The following is an 18,860-nucleotide window of genomic DNA, read 5'->3' as shown; positions in this document are numbered from 1 at the left end:
CCGGGGTCAGTCCGCTTGCCCAGGCAATGCGGCTCGATCTTTGCCCATTGGGCGTCCGTCAGTACGTCACGATCCATCCATAGCGTGAATCACATCCGCACAACTTTGTGAATCCCCACAGACCCTAGTCGGCCTGTACGAAAAGGGCCCGGTGACGGCGCGGCTGGCATGGTCGTGGCGCAGCCGCTATCTCGACACCACTTTCGGCAGCGGCGCGAACGGCATTCCGCAATATGCCAATCCCTACGCCTCGCTCGATGCGTCGGTGAACGTCAACATCAACCGCCATCTTGCGCTGTCGGTCGATGCGGTGAACGTCAACAACCGGATGAACGTGACCTATATCGGAACCCCGTCGCAGCCGCTGCAATATCAGTTGAACGACCGGCGCTTCGGCGTGTCGCTGCGCGCGACCTACTGATGTCGCCCGCCGCCGACCATGACGCTCCGCACCTGCGGCGGATCGCGATCGTCGGCGGCGGCACGGCCGGATGGATGGCGGCCGCCGCGCTGTCGCGGGTGCTGAACGGGTCGGTCGCCATCGCCCTGGTCGAATCGGACGCGATCGGCACCGTCGGCGTGGGCGAGGCGACCATCCCGCCGATCCGCGCCTTCAACGCGCTCCTCGGCATCGACGAGGATGCGTTCATCCGCGCGACCGGCGGCACCTTCAAGCTCGGCATCGAATTCGCCGGCTGGGGCGATGTCGGCGAGCGGTATTTCCACCCGTTCGGCGTCTATGGCGTCGACGTCGGCGCGGTTCCGTTCGAGGCGCTGTGGCACCGGCTGCGTGCCGAGCCAGGCGCCCGGCCGCTTGCCGCCTATTCGATCTGCGCCGCAGCGGCCGCGACCGGCCGGTTCCAGCGGCCCCGCACCGACCCCGGCAACACCCCGCTGCATCAGATCGGCCATGCCTTTCATTTCGATGCCGCGCGCTACGCCGCCTATCTCCGCCGTCTGGCGCAAGCCGCCGGTGTCGTCCGCCACGAAGGCCGCATCGCCACCGTCGAGCGTGGCGGCGACCGCATCGACGCGGTGCTGCTCGACGATGGTCGGCGGATCGAGGCGGATTTCTTCATCGACTGTTCGGGGTTCGCCTCGCTGCTGCTGGGCGGGGCAATGGGCAGCGCGTTTCTCGACTGGTCGCACTGGTTGCCCAACGACCGCGCCGTGGCGGTGCCGAGCACGGCGATCCCCGCGCCGCCACCCTATACCCGCGCCACTGCGCACGGCGCGGGATGGCAATGGCGCATCCCGCTGCAACATCGCACCGGCAACGGCGTGGTCTTTGCCAGCGCCCATCTGGATGAGGACGCCGCGACCGACCTGCTGCTCGCGAACCTCGACGGCACGCCGCTTGGCGATCCGCGCGTGCTGCGGTTCAAGGCCGGGCGTCGTGCGGAAAGCTGGGTCGGCAACTGCGTCGCGCTGGGGTTGTCGGCGGGGTTTCTCGAACCGCTTGAATCGACCAGCATCCATTTGATCCAGGCGGGTATCGCCCGGTTGCTGGAGATGCTGCCGGCACGCGATCCCGATCCCGCGATGGTCCGCCGCTACAACCGGCTGATGGGCGAGGAGTTCGACCGCATCCGCGACTTCATCATCCTGCACTTCCACGCCACGCGGCGCGACGACACCCCCTATTGGCGGGACCTGCGCACCACGGCGATTCCCGACAGCCTTGCCGGGCGCATCGCCGAATATCGCGCGACCGGCCGGGTATACCGTGACGGCGACGAGCTGTTCACCCGTACCAGTTGGCTGGCGGTGCTCGAGGGGCAGGGGGTGCGCGCCACCGGGGTCGATCCGCTGGCGATGACGCTGTCGCTGGACGAGGCCCGCGCCCGCCTCGACCGTATCGCGCAGGTGACGCAGGCCGCCGCCGATCGCATGCCCACCCACGCCGATTTCATCGCGGCGCACTGCCAGGCAGCGTCCTGATCGCTTCGTACAGGACAGCGGCCAGCGCGTCGGGCTGCTCATAGGGGATCAGATGCGCCGCCCCGTCAACGACCTCGACCGTTCCCCGGGGATAATGCGGCAGGTTCAGCCGCCGCTGCGCCGCCTCGCCCAGATCGCCGTCCCCGCCGCCCGCGACGATCGTCGCGGGCAGGTCGATCGTCCCGACCCATGCCGCCCAGTCCTCGTCCGCCCCGGCGTCCAGCCAGCCACGCCACGCCGCCGGGTTCGACCGGCACACATCCGCGACCGCGCGTTCGCGAACGGCATCGGGCAGGCGGGTGGCGCAATTCGCATCGACGAACGCCTCGGCATGGGGTCGCGCGATCGTCGCACCGTCCAGCCAGCCGAGCATGTCGCTGCGCCGCGCGTCCTCGATCGGTTCGGGCGAAGGCGGTGATCCCGCCACCAGCACCACGCCCGCCACCGGCAGCCTGCGCCGCGCCGCCAGCACCGTGGCGACCTTGCCGCCCATGCTGTGCCCGACGAGGACACAGCGTTGCGCGCCCCGCGCCGCGATCGTCCGTGCGACATCGTCCGCCATGCCGGCGACGTCGCGATATGCCTCGCCCGACCGGTCGCCGAAGCCCGGCAGGTCGAGCGCGACACAGGTCACGCCCTCCAGCCGCGCGATGACGGCATCGAAGCTGCGCGCGCTGGCGCCCAGCGCGTGGAGAAAGAACAACGTCGCCATGGGCACCCCTTGCGAACCGACCGGTCGCGCCATGACGAGCGGCCCCGCCCCCCGGTTCCGCCGCTACCGCGACAGGCTGCGCGGCAGTTCGTCCTTCGTCACATAGCGCTCCGAGTTGTAATAGGCCTTCAACCGCGCCGCCGTGTTCTGCGCCGGATCGGTCAGCCAGCGGGTGTGCCACGTCATGAACCACAGCCAGTCGGCCTGTGGTCCCAGCGTCGCCGGATCGGGGATGGGGCCGTTCTCGTGCAGGCAGATCGGCACGCTGTCGCCGACGATGGCCTTCACCTGCTGGAACATCGGCGCGAGATTGCCATGATCCTCGACATAGATGTCCGCGCCCGCGACATCGACATAGCGCCGGCCGGGGTAATAGCGCGGATCCACATTCTGCCCCGCCCAGCCGAGCACCCAGATCAGATTGTCCAGCTTCCGCTCATGGACATAATAGTCGTACATCATCCGCCACAGGCCCTTGAACGCCTCCGGCCCGTGCTTTCCCCACCAGAACCAGTCGCCGCCGAATTCGTGGAACGGCCGCCACAGCACCGGCACCTTGCGGTCGCGCAGTTGTTGCAGCAGGTCGGCGGTCTGCGCCATCTGCGCGCGCATCGCCACATTCTGCGGCGTGCCCGGCGTCAGCGCCTTGGGCACGTCGAAATCCTTTTTCGAATTCTCATACCCCGTGCCGATGTCGGGCGCCCCCCAATGCCAGCAGATCGTCGCGATCCCGCCCGAACGTACCCAGTCGGTCGCGCGGCGGTTCACGTTCGCATTGTCGTTGGGATCGATATAGTCGAGCCCGAGGATCGCCGGCAGCTTGCCCGTGGTCCGCTCGATATAGGTCAGTTCGGCCCGCTGCCCCCCGCTATCCTCGAAGCCTTCCTGCTGCCCGGTCAGCGTGCGCCTGCCATATTGCGACCAGAGATAGGCATAGAGCGCCCCCGCCTCGCGCGAGGCGGCTGGGTTGCTGAGCACGCGGGGCGACGCCGCCTGCGCGTCGAGCGATATGGCAAGGCCGAGCGCCGCCGCCCCGACCATGGTGTCGCGTCGGTTGAGCCGCATATCGTCCTCCTGTGGATACAAAAAAAGGGCGGGCGATCCGGTGAAGGATCGCCCGCCCCGTCAAACCGTCGTCACAGGGTCAGACGGACCGAGAGCGAGAAGCGACGGTCGTTGATGAACGCCGCACGCTTCGAACGGACGACTTCGCCATCGTCGTCGGCATAGAGGCCGAAGCTGGTGCGGGTGATCTCGTTCAGCATGTTCTGCACCTGCACGCCGATCTTGAACTTCTCGTTGACCGTGTAGAACAGCGATCCGTCGAGCTGGCCGGTCGGTTCCGAATAGACCGGCAGGAACGGGAAGCAGCAGTCGCGGACCGAGATCAGGTACGATGAGCGCCAGCTATACGCCAGACGGGCATAGAGACCATATTTGTCATAGAAACCGGCGACGTTGAAGTTGTGCTTCGACAACTGGGTCAGCGGCAGGTTGCTGTACAGATCGGAAACCTGGCCCGGCGGACGGCTGCCGTCGCCGCTTGCATTCGCCGCCGTCGTGTTCGGGAAGCTGCCCGTATCGACGAAGGTATAGGTCGCCTGCGTGCCAAGCCCCGACAACACGCCCGGCAGGAACTCATAGGTCTGCTGGTACGAGATTTCGGCACCCTTGATCGTCGCCGAACCGTCGACGTTCGCCGGCCCCTGGATCACGACCGGGAAGGTCTGGCCATTGTTGGTGACGTTGAGCACCGACTGGCTGTTGTCGTCGATCAGGTTGGTCAGCCGCTTCCAGAATACCGCGCCGGTGAGCGAACCCACCCGGTTGAAATACCATTCGGCGGTGACGTCGGCCTGCGTCGCCTCGACCGGTTCGAGGAACGGGTTCTGCGAACGCGCACTGAACACCAACTGGCCCGACTGGTTGGTATCGGGATTGACGCCGATGAAAGCACGCAGGTTGCCGAAGTTCGGGCGCGACAGGGCGCGCGAGCCGGCAAGGCGGAACTGTAGCTTGTCCGACGGCTTGAAGCGGATATTGATGCTCGGCAGCCAATGATCGAACCGGTTGCGGCCGACATAGGGTGTCGAGGCGCCATTGGCGAAGGCAATCGCACGCTGCTGATCCGCCGCCGGCAGGAGGCAAATGCCGGCGCGGGTCTGACCCGGCTCGGGAACACGGGCGCAGAACTCGGCCAGGGTGAACGGCCGCCCCGTGGCAGGATTGGTCGTCGCGCTGAATACGCCATTGGGCTGCGGTGCCGTCAGAGCGCCGAACGAGCGTTCGAGCGTGTTGACGTAGCGGATGCCGATATTGCCGTCGATAACCGAGGTGCCGATGTCGGTGCCGAAATCGAGGCGGCCATAGCCCGCGATCGTGCTTTCCGAATTTTCAAACACTTCGCTCGGGCAGAAGAACCGGTTGATCTTCGTCGCGTTGTTCTGACAGCTACGGTCTTCCAGCGGCGTATAGCTGCCTTGACCGGCCTTGGTGATCTGACGCAGCAGGTTCTGCGACCGATCATAGTCGAGCAGCAGGTCGGGATTCAGGAAGTTCGCGGCGGGCGGAGTCGGTGCTGCACCCCGGAAGAAATTCTGGAAGCCATAGACGCTGTAGTTGCTTTGATCGATCGATGCGAAGGTTTGCGCGCCGCCGCCAGTCCACGTTTCCGAAGGCGCGCCCCAGTTATTGTAGCCGTTGTTGCGCACAACCTGATCGCGATCGGCATAACGACCGCCGACGCGGATGCGGCGCAGGAAGCCGGTATCCGACAGGTCGTATTCGGCATCGGCGCGGAACGCCCATTCCTCGCCGTTGTTGTCGTTCACGTCGGTGAACGCATCGCGGAAATAGATGCTGTTCGGGTTGCTGAAATACTCGCTCGCGCTGGGCGTGCGACCGTTATAGTTCGGAACGTCGCCGATCGAGAAGCCGACCTGCGGAATCTTGCCCGACGTGTCGAGCGAGATGTTCGACCAGGTGCCGGTGTCGATGATGTTGTCGAGTGCGTTCAGCTTCGACTTGACGTACTGGCCATCGAAGTTGAACCGCAACCGGTCGCTCGGCGTCACCTTGAAGTTCAGCGAATAATCGTCGGTCTGTGCTTCGGTGGTCAGCGCACGGTTCGAGAAAGCGGTGAAGATGCCGCCTGCCTGAAAGTTGTTCAGTCGGCCGTATTGGCCGCCCGATCCCGGAATGAAGCCTTCCTTGTAGCCACCGGGGCGACGGATGTTACCCGAAACGAACACGCCATCGTCGTCGAACGTATAGCTGGTGCCCGGTGCCGGGAAGCTGGCGTTGACGTCGGCGTACCACACGTTCGGCTCGATCGTGCGCTCGACCCACGTCGTCTTGCCGTTGGTGCGCAGGAACTGCGCGGTCGCGATCAGCTCGTCACCCGCCGTCGCGAATTGCGCGGCGGCCGAAATGCCATAGCGGCGACGGTCGAAGTCCTGCGTACGGACGCCGGCACCGGCCGGTGCGTAGCAGCTCGTCAGCCCGTTGCCGCAGTTGAACGTGTCGGTGACGGTCGACGCATAGGGCGTACCGGCATTGAACGTCCGGGTGCCGCTGAACCGCTCGAACGGCGACGCCACGAACGACGAATGCGCCTGCGAATAGAGCTGCGAATAGGTGCCCGACACCAGCAGGCCGACGCGCGATCCACCCGGCAGTTCCCACTGGTCGGAGAACAGGCCGGTGAAGGTCGGCGCCGACTTTCCGATCAGGTCGGCATAGTTCATTTCGGCCGACAGATAGACCAGCCGCTTCTTCGAATCGAACGGCTTGCGGGTGTTGATGTTGACCGTGCCGGCGATGCCGCCTTCGATCAGGTCGGCGGTCAGGTTCTTGAACACCTCGACCGAACCGACGAGTTCGGGCGCCACGTCGTTGAAGCCGATCTCGCGCCCGCCCGAGGTCGAGAAGGTATCGCGACCGTTGAATTCGCCGCGCACGAAGGTGAGGCCGCGGATGACCACGCCCGAACCCTCGACCGAGAAGTGCGCCGAATCGCCTGCCGCCGCGAAGCGGGTGATGGCGACGCCGGGAACGCGCTGGAGCGCTTCGTTGACCGAACGGTCGGGCAGCGCGCCGATGTCCTCGGCGGTGATCGCGTCGACCACGGTCGCGCTGTCGCGCTTGATGTCCTGCGCCTTGGCGAGCGAGGCGCGGATGCCGGTGACGATGATCTCGTCGCCCGACTCGGCGCTGTCGTCCTTGGCGGTCGACGGCTGGTCGGTCGGGTTGGCCGGCGCGCCGGTCGGCGTTTCGGTCGCGGTCGAGGTCTGCGATTCCGGCGCGACCGTATCCTGTGCCCACGCACCCTGTGCGACGAGCGCCAGCGCGAGTGCCGATGCACCGCCAGCCGACTTCAGAAACTGCGTATAAGACAAGCGCGTGCGCTCGGTAGCCATGACGTCCTCCCCTGCAGGCCGGTCTGATGCCGGCTGCCACCCTGTCGCGACCTGCCAACCGGGCGTCGCGTGACGGTCTGCTTATGCTTTCTGACACCGTCAGACAATCGGCCAAACCCAATTTGCTTTCGTTATTACGGATGATTGTTGTCAGCGTTGTCTTTTTGCCACAACCTGCCGCCGGAGAGAGACGTGGACAAGGCACTGATCGAAGTCGTGATTGTCGGCGGGGGCACCGCCGGATGGATGGTGGCCGCCGCGCTGGCGCGCCATCTGGGCGGGGCCGTGCGTGTCCGCCTGATCGAATCGGCCGAGATCGGCATCGTCGGCGTGGGCGAGGCGACGCTGCCGCACATCCGCCAGTTCGTCACCCGCCTCGGCATCGACGAGGGCGCGTTCATGGCCGCGACCGATGCGACCTATAAGCTCGGCATCGCGTTCGAGGATTTCGGTGCGCTCGGCGATCGCTACGTCCATCCTTTCGGCACGTTCGGGCGCGACCTTGCCGGAGTCGGCTTCCACCATTTCTGGCTGCGCGCCGCCGCTGACGGCCGCAACACCCCGATCGGCGCCTATTCGCTGGGTGTCGCGGCGGCGGAGTCGTGCCGCTTCGCGGTCCCGCGCGACGACGATCTCTCGCTCGCTGCCAGCTATGGCTATGCCTATCAGTTCGACGCGACGAAGTTCGGCCCGTTCCTGCGCGCCTTCGCCGAACCTTTGGGTGTCGAGCGGACCGAGGCGAAAGTCGTCTCGGTCGATCGCGATTCCGCCAGCGGCAACGTCACCACGCTCCACCTCGACAGTGGCGAAGCGATACACGGCGACCTGTTCATCGACTGTTCGGGGTTCCGCAGCCTGCTGCTGGGGCAGACGATGGGGGAGGCGTGGGAGGACTGGTCGCACTGGCTGCCGTGCGACCGCGCCGTCGCGGTTCCCTGCGCCTCGCCGCCGGGCGAGATCGAGCCCTATACCCGCGCCACCGCGATGGCGGCGGGCTGGCGCTGGCGCATCCCGCTGACCAGCCGGGTCGGCAACGGCTATGTCTTTTCTTCCGCGCATCTCGATGAGGATGCCGCCACCGCCGCGCTGCTCGGCGCGATCGAGGGGCCGCCGCTCGCCGAACCGCGCGTGCTGCGCTTCAAGGCGGGGCGACGCGCGCGAAGCTGGGTCGGCAACGTCGTCGCGGTCGGTCTCGCCTCGGGCTTTCTCGAACCGCTCGAATCGACCTCGATCTACCTCGTCCAGATGGCGATCGCCCGGCTGATCGAGCTGTTCCCGGTCGATGGCGGCGACGATGCCGACCGCGCCGAATTCAATCGGCTGGTCGACATGGAATATGATCGCATCCGCGACTTCCTGATCCTCCATTATCACGCCACGACCCGCAGCGATTCGTCGTTCTGGAACTATGTCCGCACCATGGAGGTGCCCGATACGCTGGCGGCCAAGCTCGACCTGTGGCGCGCGACCGGGCGGGTCGAACGCTATGGCGAGGGGCTGTTCTTTGAGCCGAGCTGGATCGCGGTCTATCTGGGGCAGGGGGTGATCCCCGAGGGGTACGACCCGCGCGCCGACATTCCGCCCGACGCCGCGCTGGCGCGGGCGTTGCAGGGCCTGCACGGCGAGATCGCTGCGAGCGTGGCGGCGATGCCCGGCCACGCCCATGCGCTCGGGCGACGGGCATGAACCGCCGCACTCCGCCCGGCACGATCGCGGTGGTCGGCGGCGGACAGGTCGCGCTGCTCGCCGCCTGCGCGCTCGCCCGCACGCTGCCAATCGCGCGCGTCCGCCTGCTGCCGACGGCGGTTCCGCCGCACGCCATGGCCGATCGCGCGCATGGCGCGCTGCCGTCGCTTGCACGCCTGCACGACCGGATCGGCATCGACGAGGCCGGGTTGCTCGCCCGCGCCGGGGCCAGCCACCGCCTCGCCACGCGCCACGGCGGTGGCTGGCGTTCCGACGGCAGCGACTGGTGGATCGGCCACGGCGCGGTCGCCGATCCCGCCGCGCACGGCTGGACCGGCCGCGATACGACGGGTGCGACTGCCCCCAGCGGCCCCGCCGTCGCGCTGGCGCTGGCCGAACGCTTCGCCCCCGCCGCCGACGATCCTGCCTCGCCGCTCAGCGACATCGACCACGGCCTGCGCTGGGCACCCGAGGCCTATCGCCGCCATCTGGCGTCGCTCGCCCGCCACCTCGGCGTCGCGATCGAGGCCGCGGGCGATACCGTGCCCGACGCGGTCGACGCCGATCTGGTGATCGACGCGACCGGGCAGCGCGGCGACGACTGGATCGACTGGTCGGACGACCTGCCGATCGACCGCGTCACCATCGCCCATGCCGATCCGGCGCTGTCGGTCGCCGATCATGTCACGCTGGATGACACCGCGCTTCACCTGATCTCGCCCGGCCGCGACGCCACCCGCCGCGTGACGATGCGCCACGGCGGCGAGGGCAACGAAATCGCCAGCGGGCGACGCCGGAGCCCATGGACCGGACGGATCGTCGCGCTGGGCGACGCCGCCGCGCTGCTCCCGCCGCTTGGGCACACCAATCTCGCGCTCGCCGCGCAGGCGATCGACCTGCTGGTCGAACTGCTGCCGGGGCGTGACATCCATCCGCTCGAACGCGCCGAATACAATCGCCGCGCGGGGCAGGCAGCCGATGCGGCACGCGATTTCGTCGCCGCGCACCTCGTCGCCCTGCCCGAAGGCCACCGCTTGCGCAGCCAGCCCTCGCCGTTGCTCGCGCTGCGGTTGCGCGAATTCGCCCGCCGCGCCCGTCTGCCGTATGTCGAGGAGGATTTCCTGCCCCGCGATCTGTGGACGCAACTGCTGACCGGCATCGGCATTCCCCCCGGCACGCCCGCGCACCTCGCCGCCGCCGACCCCGCCGTTACCGCCGCCGCGCGCACCGCGCAGGCGCAGCGCAGCACACAGGCGGTGGCGCTCGCCGAACCCTATCCGCTATGGCTCGCGCGCACATTGGGAGAGCGTGGATGAGCGAAGCGGCAGCGCCGATCGAATCGGTGGTGATCGTCGGTGGCGGCACCGCCGGCTGGATGGCGGCGGCGGCGGCCTCGCGCTACCTGAACAACGGGCGGCGCAGCATCACGCTGGTCGAATCCGACGCGATTGGCACCGTCGGCGTGGGCGAGGCGACGATCCCGCCGATCCTGCAATTCAACGGCCTGCTCGGCATCGATGAAAAGGAGTTCGTCGCCAAAACCGGCGCGACGTTCAAGCTCGGCATCGAATTCGTGAACTGGGGCGGGGTGGGCGAGCGCTATCTCCACCCCTTCGGCACGATCGGCCGTGATTTCGAAGGGGTGGCGTTCCACCAGCATTGGCTCAAGCATCGCCGTGCCGGCGGCACCGCCGATTTCGAACGTTTCTCGATGTCGGCGCAGGCCGCCGCCGCGCACCGTTTCGCAGCCCCGGTGTCCGATCCGCGCAGCCCCGCGTCGCAGCTCGCCTACGCCTATCATTTCGACGCCGGCCTCTACGCCAAATTCCTGCGCGAACGCGCCGAGGGGCAGGGGGTGCGCCGGGTCGAGGGCCGCATCGCTTCGGTCGAACGCGACGGCGAGAGCGGGCATGTCACCGCGCTCGTCCTCAACGACGGCCGGCGGGTCGCCGGGCAGTTCTTCATCGACTGTTCGGGCTTCCGCTCGCTGCTGCTGGGTGAGACGCTGGGGGTCGGCTATCGCGACTGGTCGCATTGGCTGCCGTGCGACCGGGCGATCGCGGTGCCCTCCGAGCGCACCGATCCGCTGCTGCCCTACACCCGCGCCACCGCGCGCGAGGCGGGGTGGCAATGGCGCATCCCGCTCCAGCACCGCACCGGCAACGGCCATGTCTATTCCAGCGGTTTCACCACCGACGATCGCGCGCAGGAAATCCTCCTCGCCAACCTCGATGGCGCCCCCACCGCCGATCCGCGCCGGCTGTCGTTCAAGGCCGGGGTGCGCGAAAAGCTGTGGGAGAAGAACGTCGTCGCGCTGGGCCTGTCGGGCGGGTTCCTCGAACCCCTCGAATCCACCTCGATCCACCTGATCCAGACCGGCATTTCCAAGCTGTTCTGGCTGTTCCCCGATACCGCCCATGCCAAGGTCGAGCGGCGCGAATACAACCGGCTGATGTCGGAACAGTTCGACTATATCCGCGACTTCATCATCCTGCATTACAAGGCGACGACGCGCGCCGACACGCCGTTCTGGCAATATGTCCGTGACATGCCCATCCCCGACACGCTGGCGCACAAGATCGAGCTGTTCCGCGAGAAAGGCCGCATCTTGCGCTACGACCATGATCTGTTCGAAGTGCCGAGCTGGGTGTCGGTGATGTTCGGGCAGGGCATCTGGCCGACCGGGCACGACGCGGTGGCGGACTCGCTCGACGAGGCGCTGGTCGCCGGGACGATGGAGCGCATGGTCGCCGCCTATGCCGATCTGGCGCAGCGCATGCCGCCCCACGCCGACCATATCGCCCGCACCGCGCCGATGCGGGGGTAGGTCGGACCGGAAGGCTTAACCGCGCTCCCTCGCAACAACCGTCATCCCAGCGAAGGCTGGGATCTCCCGGTAATGGCGCGGGACAAGAGCCGCGTGATGCCCCAGCCTTCGCTGGGGCGACGGTTCGATACAGATGAATCAAACGCCAAGGCGGATCGGCATTCGGCTATTCCGGCACAACGCTCGATTGAAACCGCCGCCCTCCTTCGTCACCCCGGACTTGTTCCGGGGTCCACCCAGCCGCCTACGCTGTCGATCGTGCCTCGGGCGGCATCGATCGCCGCGCCGTGGACCCCGGAACAGGTCCGGGGTGACGATGCGGCCATGACTGTCGTTTCCAGCCTGGCGTAATTACGCCCTACCCCAAAGCCCTACGCAGATACGCCCGCATCGCCTGCTCGCGCGCCGGCGACGGCGGCCCCGCCACGCCCTTGGCGTGCGGCGGCAGGTGGTCGGCGCTGCTCGCGGCATCGGCGCGAAACACATACTGGTCGAACCACACTCCCCATGCCGCGCGCTGCGGCGCGGGTAGGTCGCGGATCGCCAGCATCGCGTGCAGCATCGCCGCGAACGGCGATCCGGCGGGCGGCTGGTTGTACCAATAGTTGACGAGGATGTTGACCGGATCGAGCGCCTCGACCGCATGCCACCACAAGGTCGGCACGAAGATCGCGTCGCCCGGCTCCAGCACCACGCTCAGCGCCTGTTCCATCGCGTGCGCGAAGCGCGGATAGCGTTCGAGATCGGGGGCGGCCAGATCGACCATGCTCACCGGCTGCCCGGCGATCGTCACGTCGAGCGGCCCGACATACAGGTCGGGCGTGGCAGCGGGCGGGAACAGCGTGAAGCGCCGCCGCCCCATCGCCACCACTGCGACATTGTCCGACACGTCGTAATGCGCCGCTACCCGCGTCTTGTTGCCGACCCAGATGCGCGGCGGCCCATCGGGACGGGCGAGCGGCATCGGATGCGCCTCGGCAAAGCCCGGCAGGTGCTGCGCGGTCGGCGCCGATCCGGCATAGAGGCCCGGCGGCGATGCGTGCCCGTCCAGCGCGATCAGCTCGCCCATCAGCGTCGACAGCGGCGCGCGCTCGACCTTGAAATTGAACCCGCGCAGCGCATCGTCATAGAAGAACCGCCCGCCGACCGCCGCCGGCGCGCGCATCACATGCGTCGGTTCGCCCCGGTCGTAGCGCGCGAGCAGTTCGGCCGCCGCCGGTGCCCCCTCGCGCCCGGCCCGCACCAGCGGCCAGTCGGCGACGAGGCCGCGCAGCACCACCGGTTCGTACGCCGCGCCATGCGTCGTCGCGAAGTCCGCCGCGTCGCTGGCCGGCACCTCGCGCACCCGTCCCGTGGGGGTCCAGTCCATGGCCTGCTCCTCAACCCGTTGCGCCGATCGCCGGTCCGCTATCGCGCGCGATGCCGCCGGCAGGCAAGCGCCAATGACAACGTCGGCCAAAAGGACAAGCCGTTGCAACCACGCCGCAAAGCCACGTCGACGATATGCTGTATCCTCCCCCTTGCACCGAAGCCGCCATGGCGTATCCTGCACCGGTAACGCCGGATACTGGTCCGGCACCGTTTCCGTCGCTGGAGCCCGAATGTACCGTCATGCCCTTGTCGCGATCGCCTGCCTGATGAGCACCACCGCCGCCGTGGCCCAGACCATTGCCTATCCCGAAACGCGGACCGTGCCCCAGGTCGACGAACAGTTCGGGGTGAAGGTCGCCGATCCCTATCGCTGGCTGGAGAACGACGTCCGTAACGATCCGCAGGTGGCGGCTTGGGTCGCGGCGGAAAACAAGGCGACCGACGCCTATCTGTCGACGCTGCCCGGCCGCGACATCTTCAAGCGCCGGCTGACCGCACTGTTCGATTACGAACGCTTCGGCGTGCCGAACCGTGAAGGTGGCCGCTATTTCTACAACCGCAATTCGGGGTTGCAGAACCAGTCGGTGCTCTATGTCCGCGACAGCCTGACCGGCCCCGGCCGCGTGCTGATCGACCCCAATGGCTGGTCGAAGGACGGCGCCACCGCACTCGCCGAATGGTCGCCGTCGAAGGACGGCAAGAAGCTGCTCTATTCGATCCAGGACGGCGGCAGCGACTGGCGCAAGCTGCGCGTCCTCGACGTCGACACCGGCCGCATCCTCGACGACCAGATCGACTGGGTGAAGTTCGGCCTGACCGCGTCATGGGCCAAGGACGGCTCGGGCTTCTATTATGCGCGCTTCCCGACCCCGGAGAAGGGGCAGGAATTCCAGAGCCAGAACCTCAACAGCCGCCTGTATTTCCACAAGCTCGGCACGCCGCAGACCGCCGACCGGCTGGTCCACGAACGCCCCGACCAGCCGAAATACACGCTGTCGCCCAGCGTCACCGACGATGGCCGCTGGCTGGTGATCGGCATCGATGGCCCCGGCAACCACGCCGAATATGCCGTTGTCGACCTGACCAAGCCCAATGACCGCCCGCGCACGATCATCAAAACCGACGACGTCGACTGGGGCCTGTCGGGCGCGAAGGGCAACACGCTCTATTTCACCACCACCCAGGGCGCGCCGCGCCTGCGCGTCGTCGCGATCGACCTGACGTCGCCCACGCCGACCCCGCGCGAAGTGGTGGCCGAGGACAAGGCGGTGCTGGGCGGCGCGAACCTCGTCGGGCAGCGGCTGTTCGCGACCTATCTGGTCGACGCCAAGACCGAGGTGCGGCGCTTCACCCTCGACGGCAAGCCCGACGGCACCATCGCCTTGCCCGGCATCGGCACGGTCGGCGGAGTGGGCGGCGACCTCGACGACAACGAAGGCTTCTTCGCTTTCTCCAGCTTCGCCACGCCGACGACCATCTATCGCTACGACGTCGCCACCCGCGCGGTGACGCCATGGGCCCAGCCGAAGGCGGCGTTCGACCCGGCGCGATATGACGTGCGCCAGCGCTTCTACACGTCGAAGGACGGGACGAAGGTCCCGATGTTCATCGTCCGCGCCAAGGACGTGACCGGCCCCGCGCCGACATTGCTCTATGCCTATGGCGGGTTCAACATCCCGGTCCTCCCCGGCTTCTCGCCCGGCCGCATCGCGTGGCTGGAGCAGGGCGGAGTGCTCGCGGTCGCCAACATCCGCGGCGGCGGCGAATATGGCAAGGCGTGGCACGACGGCGGCAAGCTGCTCAACAAGCAGAATGTGTTCGACGATTTCATCGGCGCGGGCGAGGACCTTATCGCGCAAGGGATAACCGGCAAGGGTCAGCTCGCCATTCAGGGCGGCTCGAACGGCGGCCTGCTGGTCGGCGCGGTCGTCAACCAGCGTCCCGACCTGTTCGCCGCCGCCCTGCCAGCGGTGGGGGTGATGGACATGCTGCGCTTCGACCGGTTCACCGCCGGGCGCTACTGGGTCGACGATTACGGCGTGCCCGCCAAGGAGGCGGATTTCCGCAACCTGCTGGCCTATTCGCCCTATCACAACGTGAAGGCGGGCGTGACCTATCCCGCGATCCTCGCCACCACCGCCGACACCGACGACCGCGTGGTGCCGGGCCATACCTTCAAATACACCGCGATGCTGCAATCGAAGGAGATCGGCCCCAAGCCGCACCTCGTCCGCATCGAAACCCGCGCCGGCCACGGATCGGGCAAGCCTACGGATAAGGTGATCGAGGAAACCGCCGACCTGTGGGCATTCATCGCCAAATGGACCGGCATGCAGGTGAAGCCGATCGGGCAGTAAGGGTTCGGTTCACGCGAAGACTCCGAAGAAGGTGGGTTCACGCGAAGGCGCGGAGACGCGAAGGAGAATAAGAAGGATTTTTCGCGCAGAGGCGCAGAGGCGCAGAGGCGCAGAGGCGCGGAGGGGTTGCGATCGCGGCAACCCTTCCGCCGCGCCAGCGGCCTTCAAACCCGTGCCAACAGGCGCATGCGTCTCCCGATCGCGAGACGATTGCCCTGATCCCACCCCCTCTGCGCCTCCGCGCCTCCGCGTGAACCAAAACCTTCTTCGCGCCCTTCGCGCCTTCGCGTGAAACCCAAACCTAAAGGGCTGGCACCCCCCCCAAGCTCTGCTATCGGGACACGATGCAAGAGACCCCCGATTCCATCCTGATCGTCGATTTCGGCAGCCAGGTGACGCAGCTCATCGCCCGTCGCGTCCGCGAGGCCGGCGTCTATTCCGAGATCGTGCCGTTCCAGAAGGCCGACGAAGCCTTCGCGCGGATGGCGCCCAGGGGCGTGATCCTCTCGGGCGGCCCGGCCTCGGTCTGCGACGAAGGCTCCCCCCGCGCCCCGCAGGCGATCTTCGATTCCGGGCTCCCCGTCCTCGGCATCTGCTACGGCCAGCAGGTCATGACCGAGCAACTCGGCGGCAAGGTCGAGAAGGGCCATTCGGGCGAGTTCGGCGAAGCCTATGTCGAGGTGGCGGAAACCTGCGGCCTGTTCGACGGCCTGTGGGCGACGGGCGAGCGGCATCAGGTATGGATGAGCCACGGCGACAAGGTCGCTGCGATCGCCCCCGGCTTCCACGTCGTCGCAACCAGCCCCGGCGCGCCGTTCGCGATCATCGCCGACGACGCGCGGCGCTATTACGGCGTGCAGTTCCACCCGGAGGTGTTCCACACCCCCGATGGCGCGAAGCTGATCGCCAATTTCGCACGCCACGTCTGCGGGCTGTCGGGCGACTGGACGATGGCCGAGTTCCGCGACCTCAAGATCGCCGAAATCCGCGAACAGGTCGGTTCGGCCAAGGTCATCTGCGGCCTGTCGGGTGGCGTCGACAGCTCGGTCGCGGCGCTGCTGCTGCACGAGGCGATCGGCGACCAGCTCACCTGCGTGTTCGTCGACGGCGGCATCCTGCGCATGGGCGAGGCCGAACAGGTCGTCAGCCTCTTCCGCGGCCACTACAACATCCCGCTCGTCCACGTCGACGCGCAGGACCTGTTCATGGACGGCCTCGCCGGCGTCACCGACCCCGAAGCCAAGCGCAAGTTCATCGGCAAGACCTTCATCGACGTGTTCGAGGCGGAGGCGAACAGGATCGGCGGCGCGGACTTCCTGGCGCAAGGCACGCTCTACCCCGACGTGATCGAAAGCGTCAGCTTCACCGGCGGGCCGTCGGTGACGATCAAGAGCCACCACAATGTCGGCGGCCTGCCCGAACGCATGAACATGAAGCTGGTCGAGCCGCTGCGCGAACTGTTCAAGGACGAGGTCCGCGCGCTGGGCCGCGAGCTGGGCCTGCCCGACGTGTTCGTCGGCCGCCACCCGTTCCCCGGACCCGGCCTGGCCATCCGCATCCCCGGCGAAGTGACCCGCGAGCGCTGCGATATTCTGCGGAAAGCCGACCAGATCTACCTCGACGAGATCCGCGCGGCCGGGCTGTACGACACCATCTGGCAGGCGTTCGCGGTGCTGCTGCCGGTGCGCAGCGTCGGCGTGATGGGCGACGGGCGCACCTATGACAACGTCTTGGCGCTGCGCGCCGTCACCTCGACCGACGGCATGACCGCGCAGGCGTTCCAGTTCCCCGGCGACTTCCTGCCCCGCGTCGCCACCCGCATCATCAACGAGGTGAAGGGCATCAACCGCGTCACCTACGACTACACCAGCAAGCCGCCCGGCACGATCGAGTGGGAATAACGAAGACTCAAATCGTCCGGGGGACGATTTGTGCTTCGTTATTCGGCCGGCGATAGCCGGCCGCCGGGGCGGAGAAGCAATCGCCCGGGGGGCGATTGACCCCGCTTCGTTCGCCTCGCGCAAGCGAGGCGCTGAGGAGGACTCAAATCGGCCGGGGGGCGATTTGTGCTTCGTCATCCGGCCCGCGATAGCCGGCCGGGGTGGGCGCAAGACGTATGCTCCGGCAATATCTACCGATCCCTGCATATTGCCGCACGAGATAGAATCGCACCGCCCCCATCTCGTCACCCCGGACCCGTTCCGGGGTCCACCGTGCGGCGAGCGCTGACGCTCGAAGTTCGGGCGATGCCTTTGCGGGTCGGTGGACCCCGGAACAGGTCCGGGGTGACGAAGCGCCGTCGGCCATCGGCTGTCCTACACGCGAGGTTCACGCCATACCCGAACCGCCGGCGGCCAGACCCGCCGGTTCTTTCCCATCGTCGACCCGCGCGAAAAGCCCCACGACCGGGCAAAGGCAACACCGCCACGAACACGCCGTTAGTGTAAACTTTGTAAACTTTGGACCAAGCAATCCTGCCGCCCGCCACGAGCAACAACCCGCAACCCACGGAAAACCAACGCTATCCCGAAAACCACCCCGATCCCGAGCGAATCCCGCTCAAAGGCATCGGCGGCGGGGTGGTGGAGCTGAGGGGAAACCCTTAGCAACCTCTTAAATGCTGACAAAACAAGGATATTTTTCGAGCGTTGGTGCGGATGTATTAGCCCTTTGTACTAGCTGACACAATGGGGTAAAAATCTCGCAACCAGTCCTTTTCGTTGGCTATTTGCTGGTCTGGCTGAATGTAGCAACGATGGGATTATATAATGCTATTTTTTGCAGTTGCTAAAGCATACTCAGCCACGGAAGAATCTGCAGATACTCTTGCAAGAGATATTGCTGACGCAACCGGCAATCCAGTAAGAAGAATAGGCTTAGAGTCTCTCGCCGGTCCAAATCATGCCTTGCAATTGCTTGCGGATATTCCTACTTGGGCCCAAGTAGTGGGGGGATATCTCACCGGTAAAGTTCTAGAATCATTTGTATCTCAGTTTGGTTCAGAAGCTGCCAGTAAGCTGATTGAAAGATTCCGGAGAAAGCCACTGGATACTGAACCTTTGAGAATCAATAATATATCTAATCTAAATATTATACAATTTACAGATTCTATTGTAAGTAACGCAATTGGGAATATTGGAAATCAGACGCTAACAATCGGTGTTCCTATGGGAACAATCGTTTCTAGAAACATTGGAGTTGAAATATCTTCTCTGCTGACGGGCGATGCAGATCGAGACCGTCTAACGATGTTGAGGGCGGCTGTTGCCTTAATAGAGGTTTCGCAGAGAGTTGGACGGCCCGGCATGATAGCCATGGCTCCACAGAATAAAGATTGTAGCATCAAGATAAGTATAAATGAAGATGGCACTTTCGGGGGCGTATACGAATACATTTCTTATCCCAATGTACCCAATCAAAGCTCTCCGAGTGCGCCGAGTTTTGGTATTAAAAGACATAGGCTGACTATTAAATTCAACGCTTCTGCTGATTGCATAGAAGATATATGGGAAGAAGTTCCTTATATGTAGGCGGTGTCTTGCAGAATC

The 18,860-nt window shown here is 66.1% G+C and carries 12 protein-coding genes; 8 read left to right on the top strand and 4 right to left on the bottom strand.

All coding sequences use genetic code 11. The features are described 5' to 3' along the window. The first annotated feature begins 151 nt into the window (after positions 1–151). Together LRA89_RS08265 and LRA89_RS08260 are read left to right on the top strand one after the other, a co-directional pair. On the top strand, positions 152–421 hold the full coding sequence (locus tag LRA89_RS08265) for a TonB-dependent receptor (RefSeq protein WP_230769761.1): 270 nt from the start codon (positions 152–154) through the stop codon (positions 419–421). After that, positions 421–1,941 carry a tryptophan halogenase family protein gene (locus tag LRA89_RS08260; protein ID WP_230769760.1) on the top strand — a complete coding sequence of 507 codons (1,521 nt, stop codon included), beginning with the start codon at positions 421–423 and terminating at the stop codon, positions 1,939–1,941. The genes LRA89_RS08265 and LRA89_RS08260 overlap by 1 nt, the downstream gene beginning before the upstream one ends. Here LRA89_RS08260 and LRA89_RS08255 read toward each other — a convergent pair. From LRA89_RS08255 to LRA89_RS08245, 3 genes are all read right to left on the bottom strand, one after another. Next, on the bottom strand, positions 1,910–2,653 hold the full coding sequence (locus tag LRA89_RS08255) for an alpha/beta fold hydrolase (RefSeq protein ID WP_230769759.1): 744 nt from the start codon (positions 2,651–2,653) through the stop codon (positions 1,910–1,912). The genes LRA89_RS08260 and LRA89_RS08255 overlap by 32 nt on opposite strands. 63 nt (positions 2,654–2,716) lie before the next feature. Beyond that, positions 2,717–3,718: a glycosyl hydrolase gene (locus LRA89_RS08250; RefSeq protein ID WP_230769758.1), complete on the bottom strand. Its 1,002-nt coding sequence runs from the start codon at positions 3,716–3,718 to the stop codon at positions 2,717–2,719. Between the two features lie 71 nt (positions 3,719–3,789). Further along, complete coding sequence (locus LRA89_RS08245; RefSeq protein WP_230769757.1) at positions 3,790–7,071, bottom strand: TonB-dependent receptor; 3,282 nt, start codon at positions 7,069–7,071, stop codon at positions 3,790–3,792. 192 nt (positions 7,072–7,263) lie between these two features. On the opposite strand from LRA89_RS08245, the gene LRA89_RS08240 reads away from it, so the two are divergent. From LRA89_RS08240 to LRA89_RS08230, 3 genes are read left to right on the top strand one after another with little or no spacing between them, the layout of a single operon-like run. After that, positions 7,264–8,757 (top strand): tryptophan halogenase family protein, encoded by a 1,494-nt coding sequence (locus tag LRA89_RS08240; protein ID WP_268934903.1) that lies wholly within the window; start codon positions 7,264–7,266, stop codon positions 8,755–8,757. Beyond that, a complete protein-coding gene (locus tag LRA89_RS08235; protein WP_230769756.1) occupies positions 8,754–10,073 on the top strand; it encodes a tryptophan 7-halogenase in 1,320 nt (439 codons plus the stop codon). The genes LRA89_RS08240 and LRA89_RS08235 overlap by 4 nt, the downstream gene beginning before the upstream one ends. Continuing rightward, positions 10,070–11,584 (top strand): tryptophan halogenase family protein, encoded by a 1,515-nt coding sequence (locus tag LRA89_RS08230; RefSeq protein WP_230769755.1) that lies wholly within the window; start codon positions 10,070–10,072, stop codon positions 11,582–11,584. The genes LRA89_RS08235 and LRA89_RS08230 overlap by 4 nt, the downstream gene beginning before the upstream one ends. Positions 11,585–11,942: 358 nt before the next feature. Here LRA89_RS08230 and LRA89_RS08225 read toward each other — a convergent pair whose 3' ends face one another. Next, entirely contained in the window at positions 11,943–12,953 is a 1,011-nt protein-coding gene (locus tag LRA89_RS08225; protein WP_230769754.1) for a cupin-like domain-containing protein, read from the bottom strand. A gap of 232 nt (positions 12,954–13,185) precedes the next feature. Between LRA89_RS08225 and LRA89_RS08220 the strand changes: the two genes are divergently transcribed. The 3 genes from LRA89_RS08220 (at position 13,186) to LRA89_RS08210 (ending at position 18,842) form a co-directional block, all read left to right on the top strand. Further along, positions 13,186–15,312, top strand: coding sequence for a prolyl oligopeptidase family serine peptidase (locus LRA89_RS08220; RefSeq protein WP_443024945.1), 2,127 nt, complete (start codon positions 13,186–13,188; stop codon positions 15,310–15,312). A 344-nt stretch (positions 15,313–15,656) separates the two neighbouring features. Further along, a complete protein-coding gene (guaA, locus tag LRA89_RS08215) occupies positions 15,657–17,213 on the top strand; it encodes a glutamine-hydrolyzing GMP synthase (protein ID WP_230769753.1) in 1,557 nt (518 codons plus the stop codon). An 867-nt stretch (positions 17,214–18,080) separates the two neighbouring features. Continuing rightward, positions 18,081–18,842: a hypothetical protein gene (locus LRA89_RS08210; RefSeq protein ID WP_230769752.1), complete on the top strand. Its 762-nt coding sequence runs from the start codon at positions 18,081–18,083 to the stop codon at positions 18,840–18,842. The last annotated feature ends 18 nt before the right edge of the window (positions 18,843–18,860 follow it).

Source organism: Sphingomonas sp. Leaf4, from assembly GCF_920939515.1.
GTDB lineage: Bacteria > Pseudomonadota > Alphaproteobacteria > Sphingomonadales > Sphingomonadaceae > Sphingomonas.
Note: the sequence above shows the minus strand (reverse complement) of the source record. Positions and strands in the feature narration are given on the sequence as shown.

Bases quoted from the DNA above. Each gene is read 5' to 3' on its own strand.
- LRA89_RS08245 (WP_230769757.1), bottom strand. From the start codon at position 7,071: ATGGCTACCGAGCGCACGCGCTTGTCTTATACGCAGTTTCTGAAGTCG.
- LRA89_RS08260 (WP_230769760.1), top strand. From the start codon at position 421: ATGTCGCCCGCCGCCGACCATGACGCTCCGCACCTGCGGCGGATCGCG.
- LRA89_RS08230 (WP_230769755.1), top strand. From the start codon at position 10,070: ATGAGCGAAGCGGCAGCGCCGATCGAATCGGTGGTGATCGTCGGTGGC.
- guaA (WP_230769753.1), top strand. From the start codon at position 15,657: ATGCAAGAGACCCCCGATTCCATCCTGATCGTCGATTTCGGCAGCCAG.
- LRA89_RS08210 (WP_230769752.1), top strand. From the start codon at position 18,081: ATGCTATTTTTTGCAGTTGCTAAAGCATACTCAGCCACGGAAGAATCT.
- LRA89_RS08250 (WP_230769758.1), bottom strand. From the start codon at position 3,718: ATGCGGCTCAACCGACGCGACACCATGGTCGGGGCGGCGGCGCTCGGC.
- LRA89_RS08235 (WP_230769756.1), top strand. From the start codon at position 8,754: ATGAACCGCCGCACTCCGCCCGGCACGATCGCGGTGGTCGGCGGCGGA.
- LRA89_RS08225 (WP_230769754.1), bottom strand. From the start codon at position 12,953: ATGGACTGGACCCCCACGGGACGGGTGCGCGAGGTGCCGGCCAGCGAC.
- LRA89_RS08220 (WP_443024945.1), top strand. From the start codon at position 13,186: ATGTACCGTCATGCCCTTGTCGCGATCGCCTGCCTGATGAGCACCACC.
- LRA89_RS08255 (WP_230769759.1), bottom strand. From the start codon at position 2,653: ATGGCGACGTTGTTCTTTCTCCACGCGCTGGGCGCCAGCGCGCGCAGC.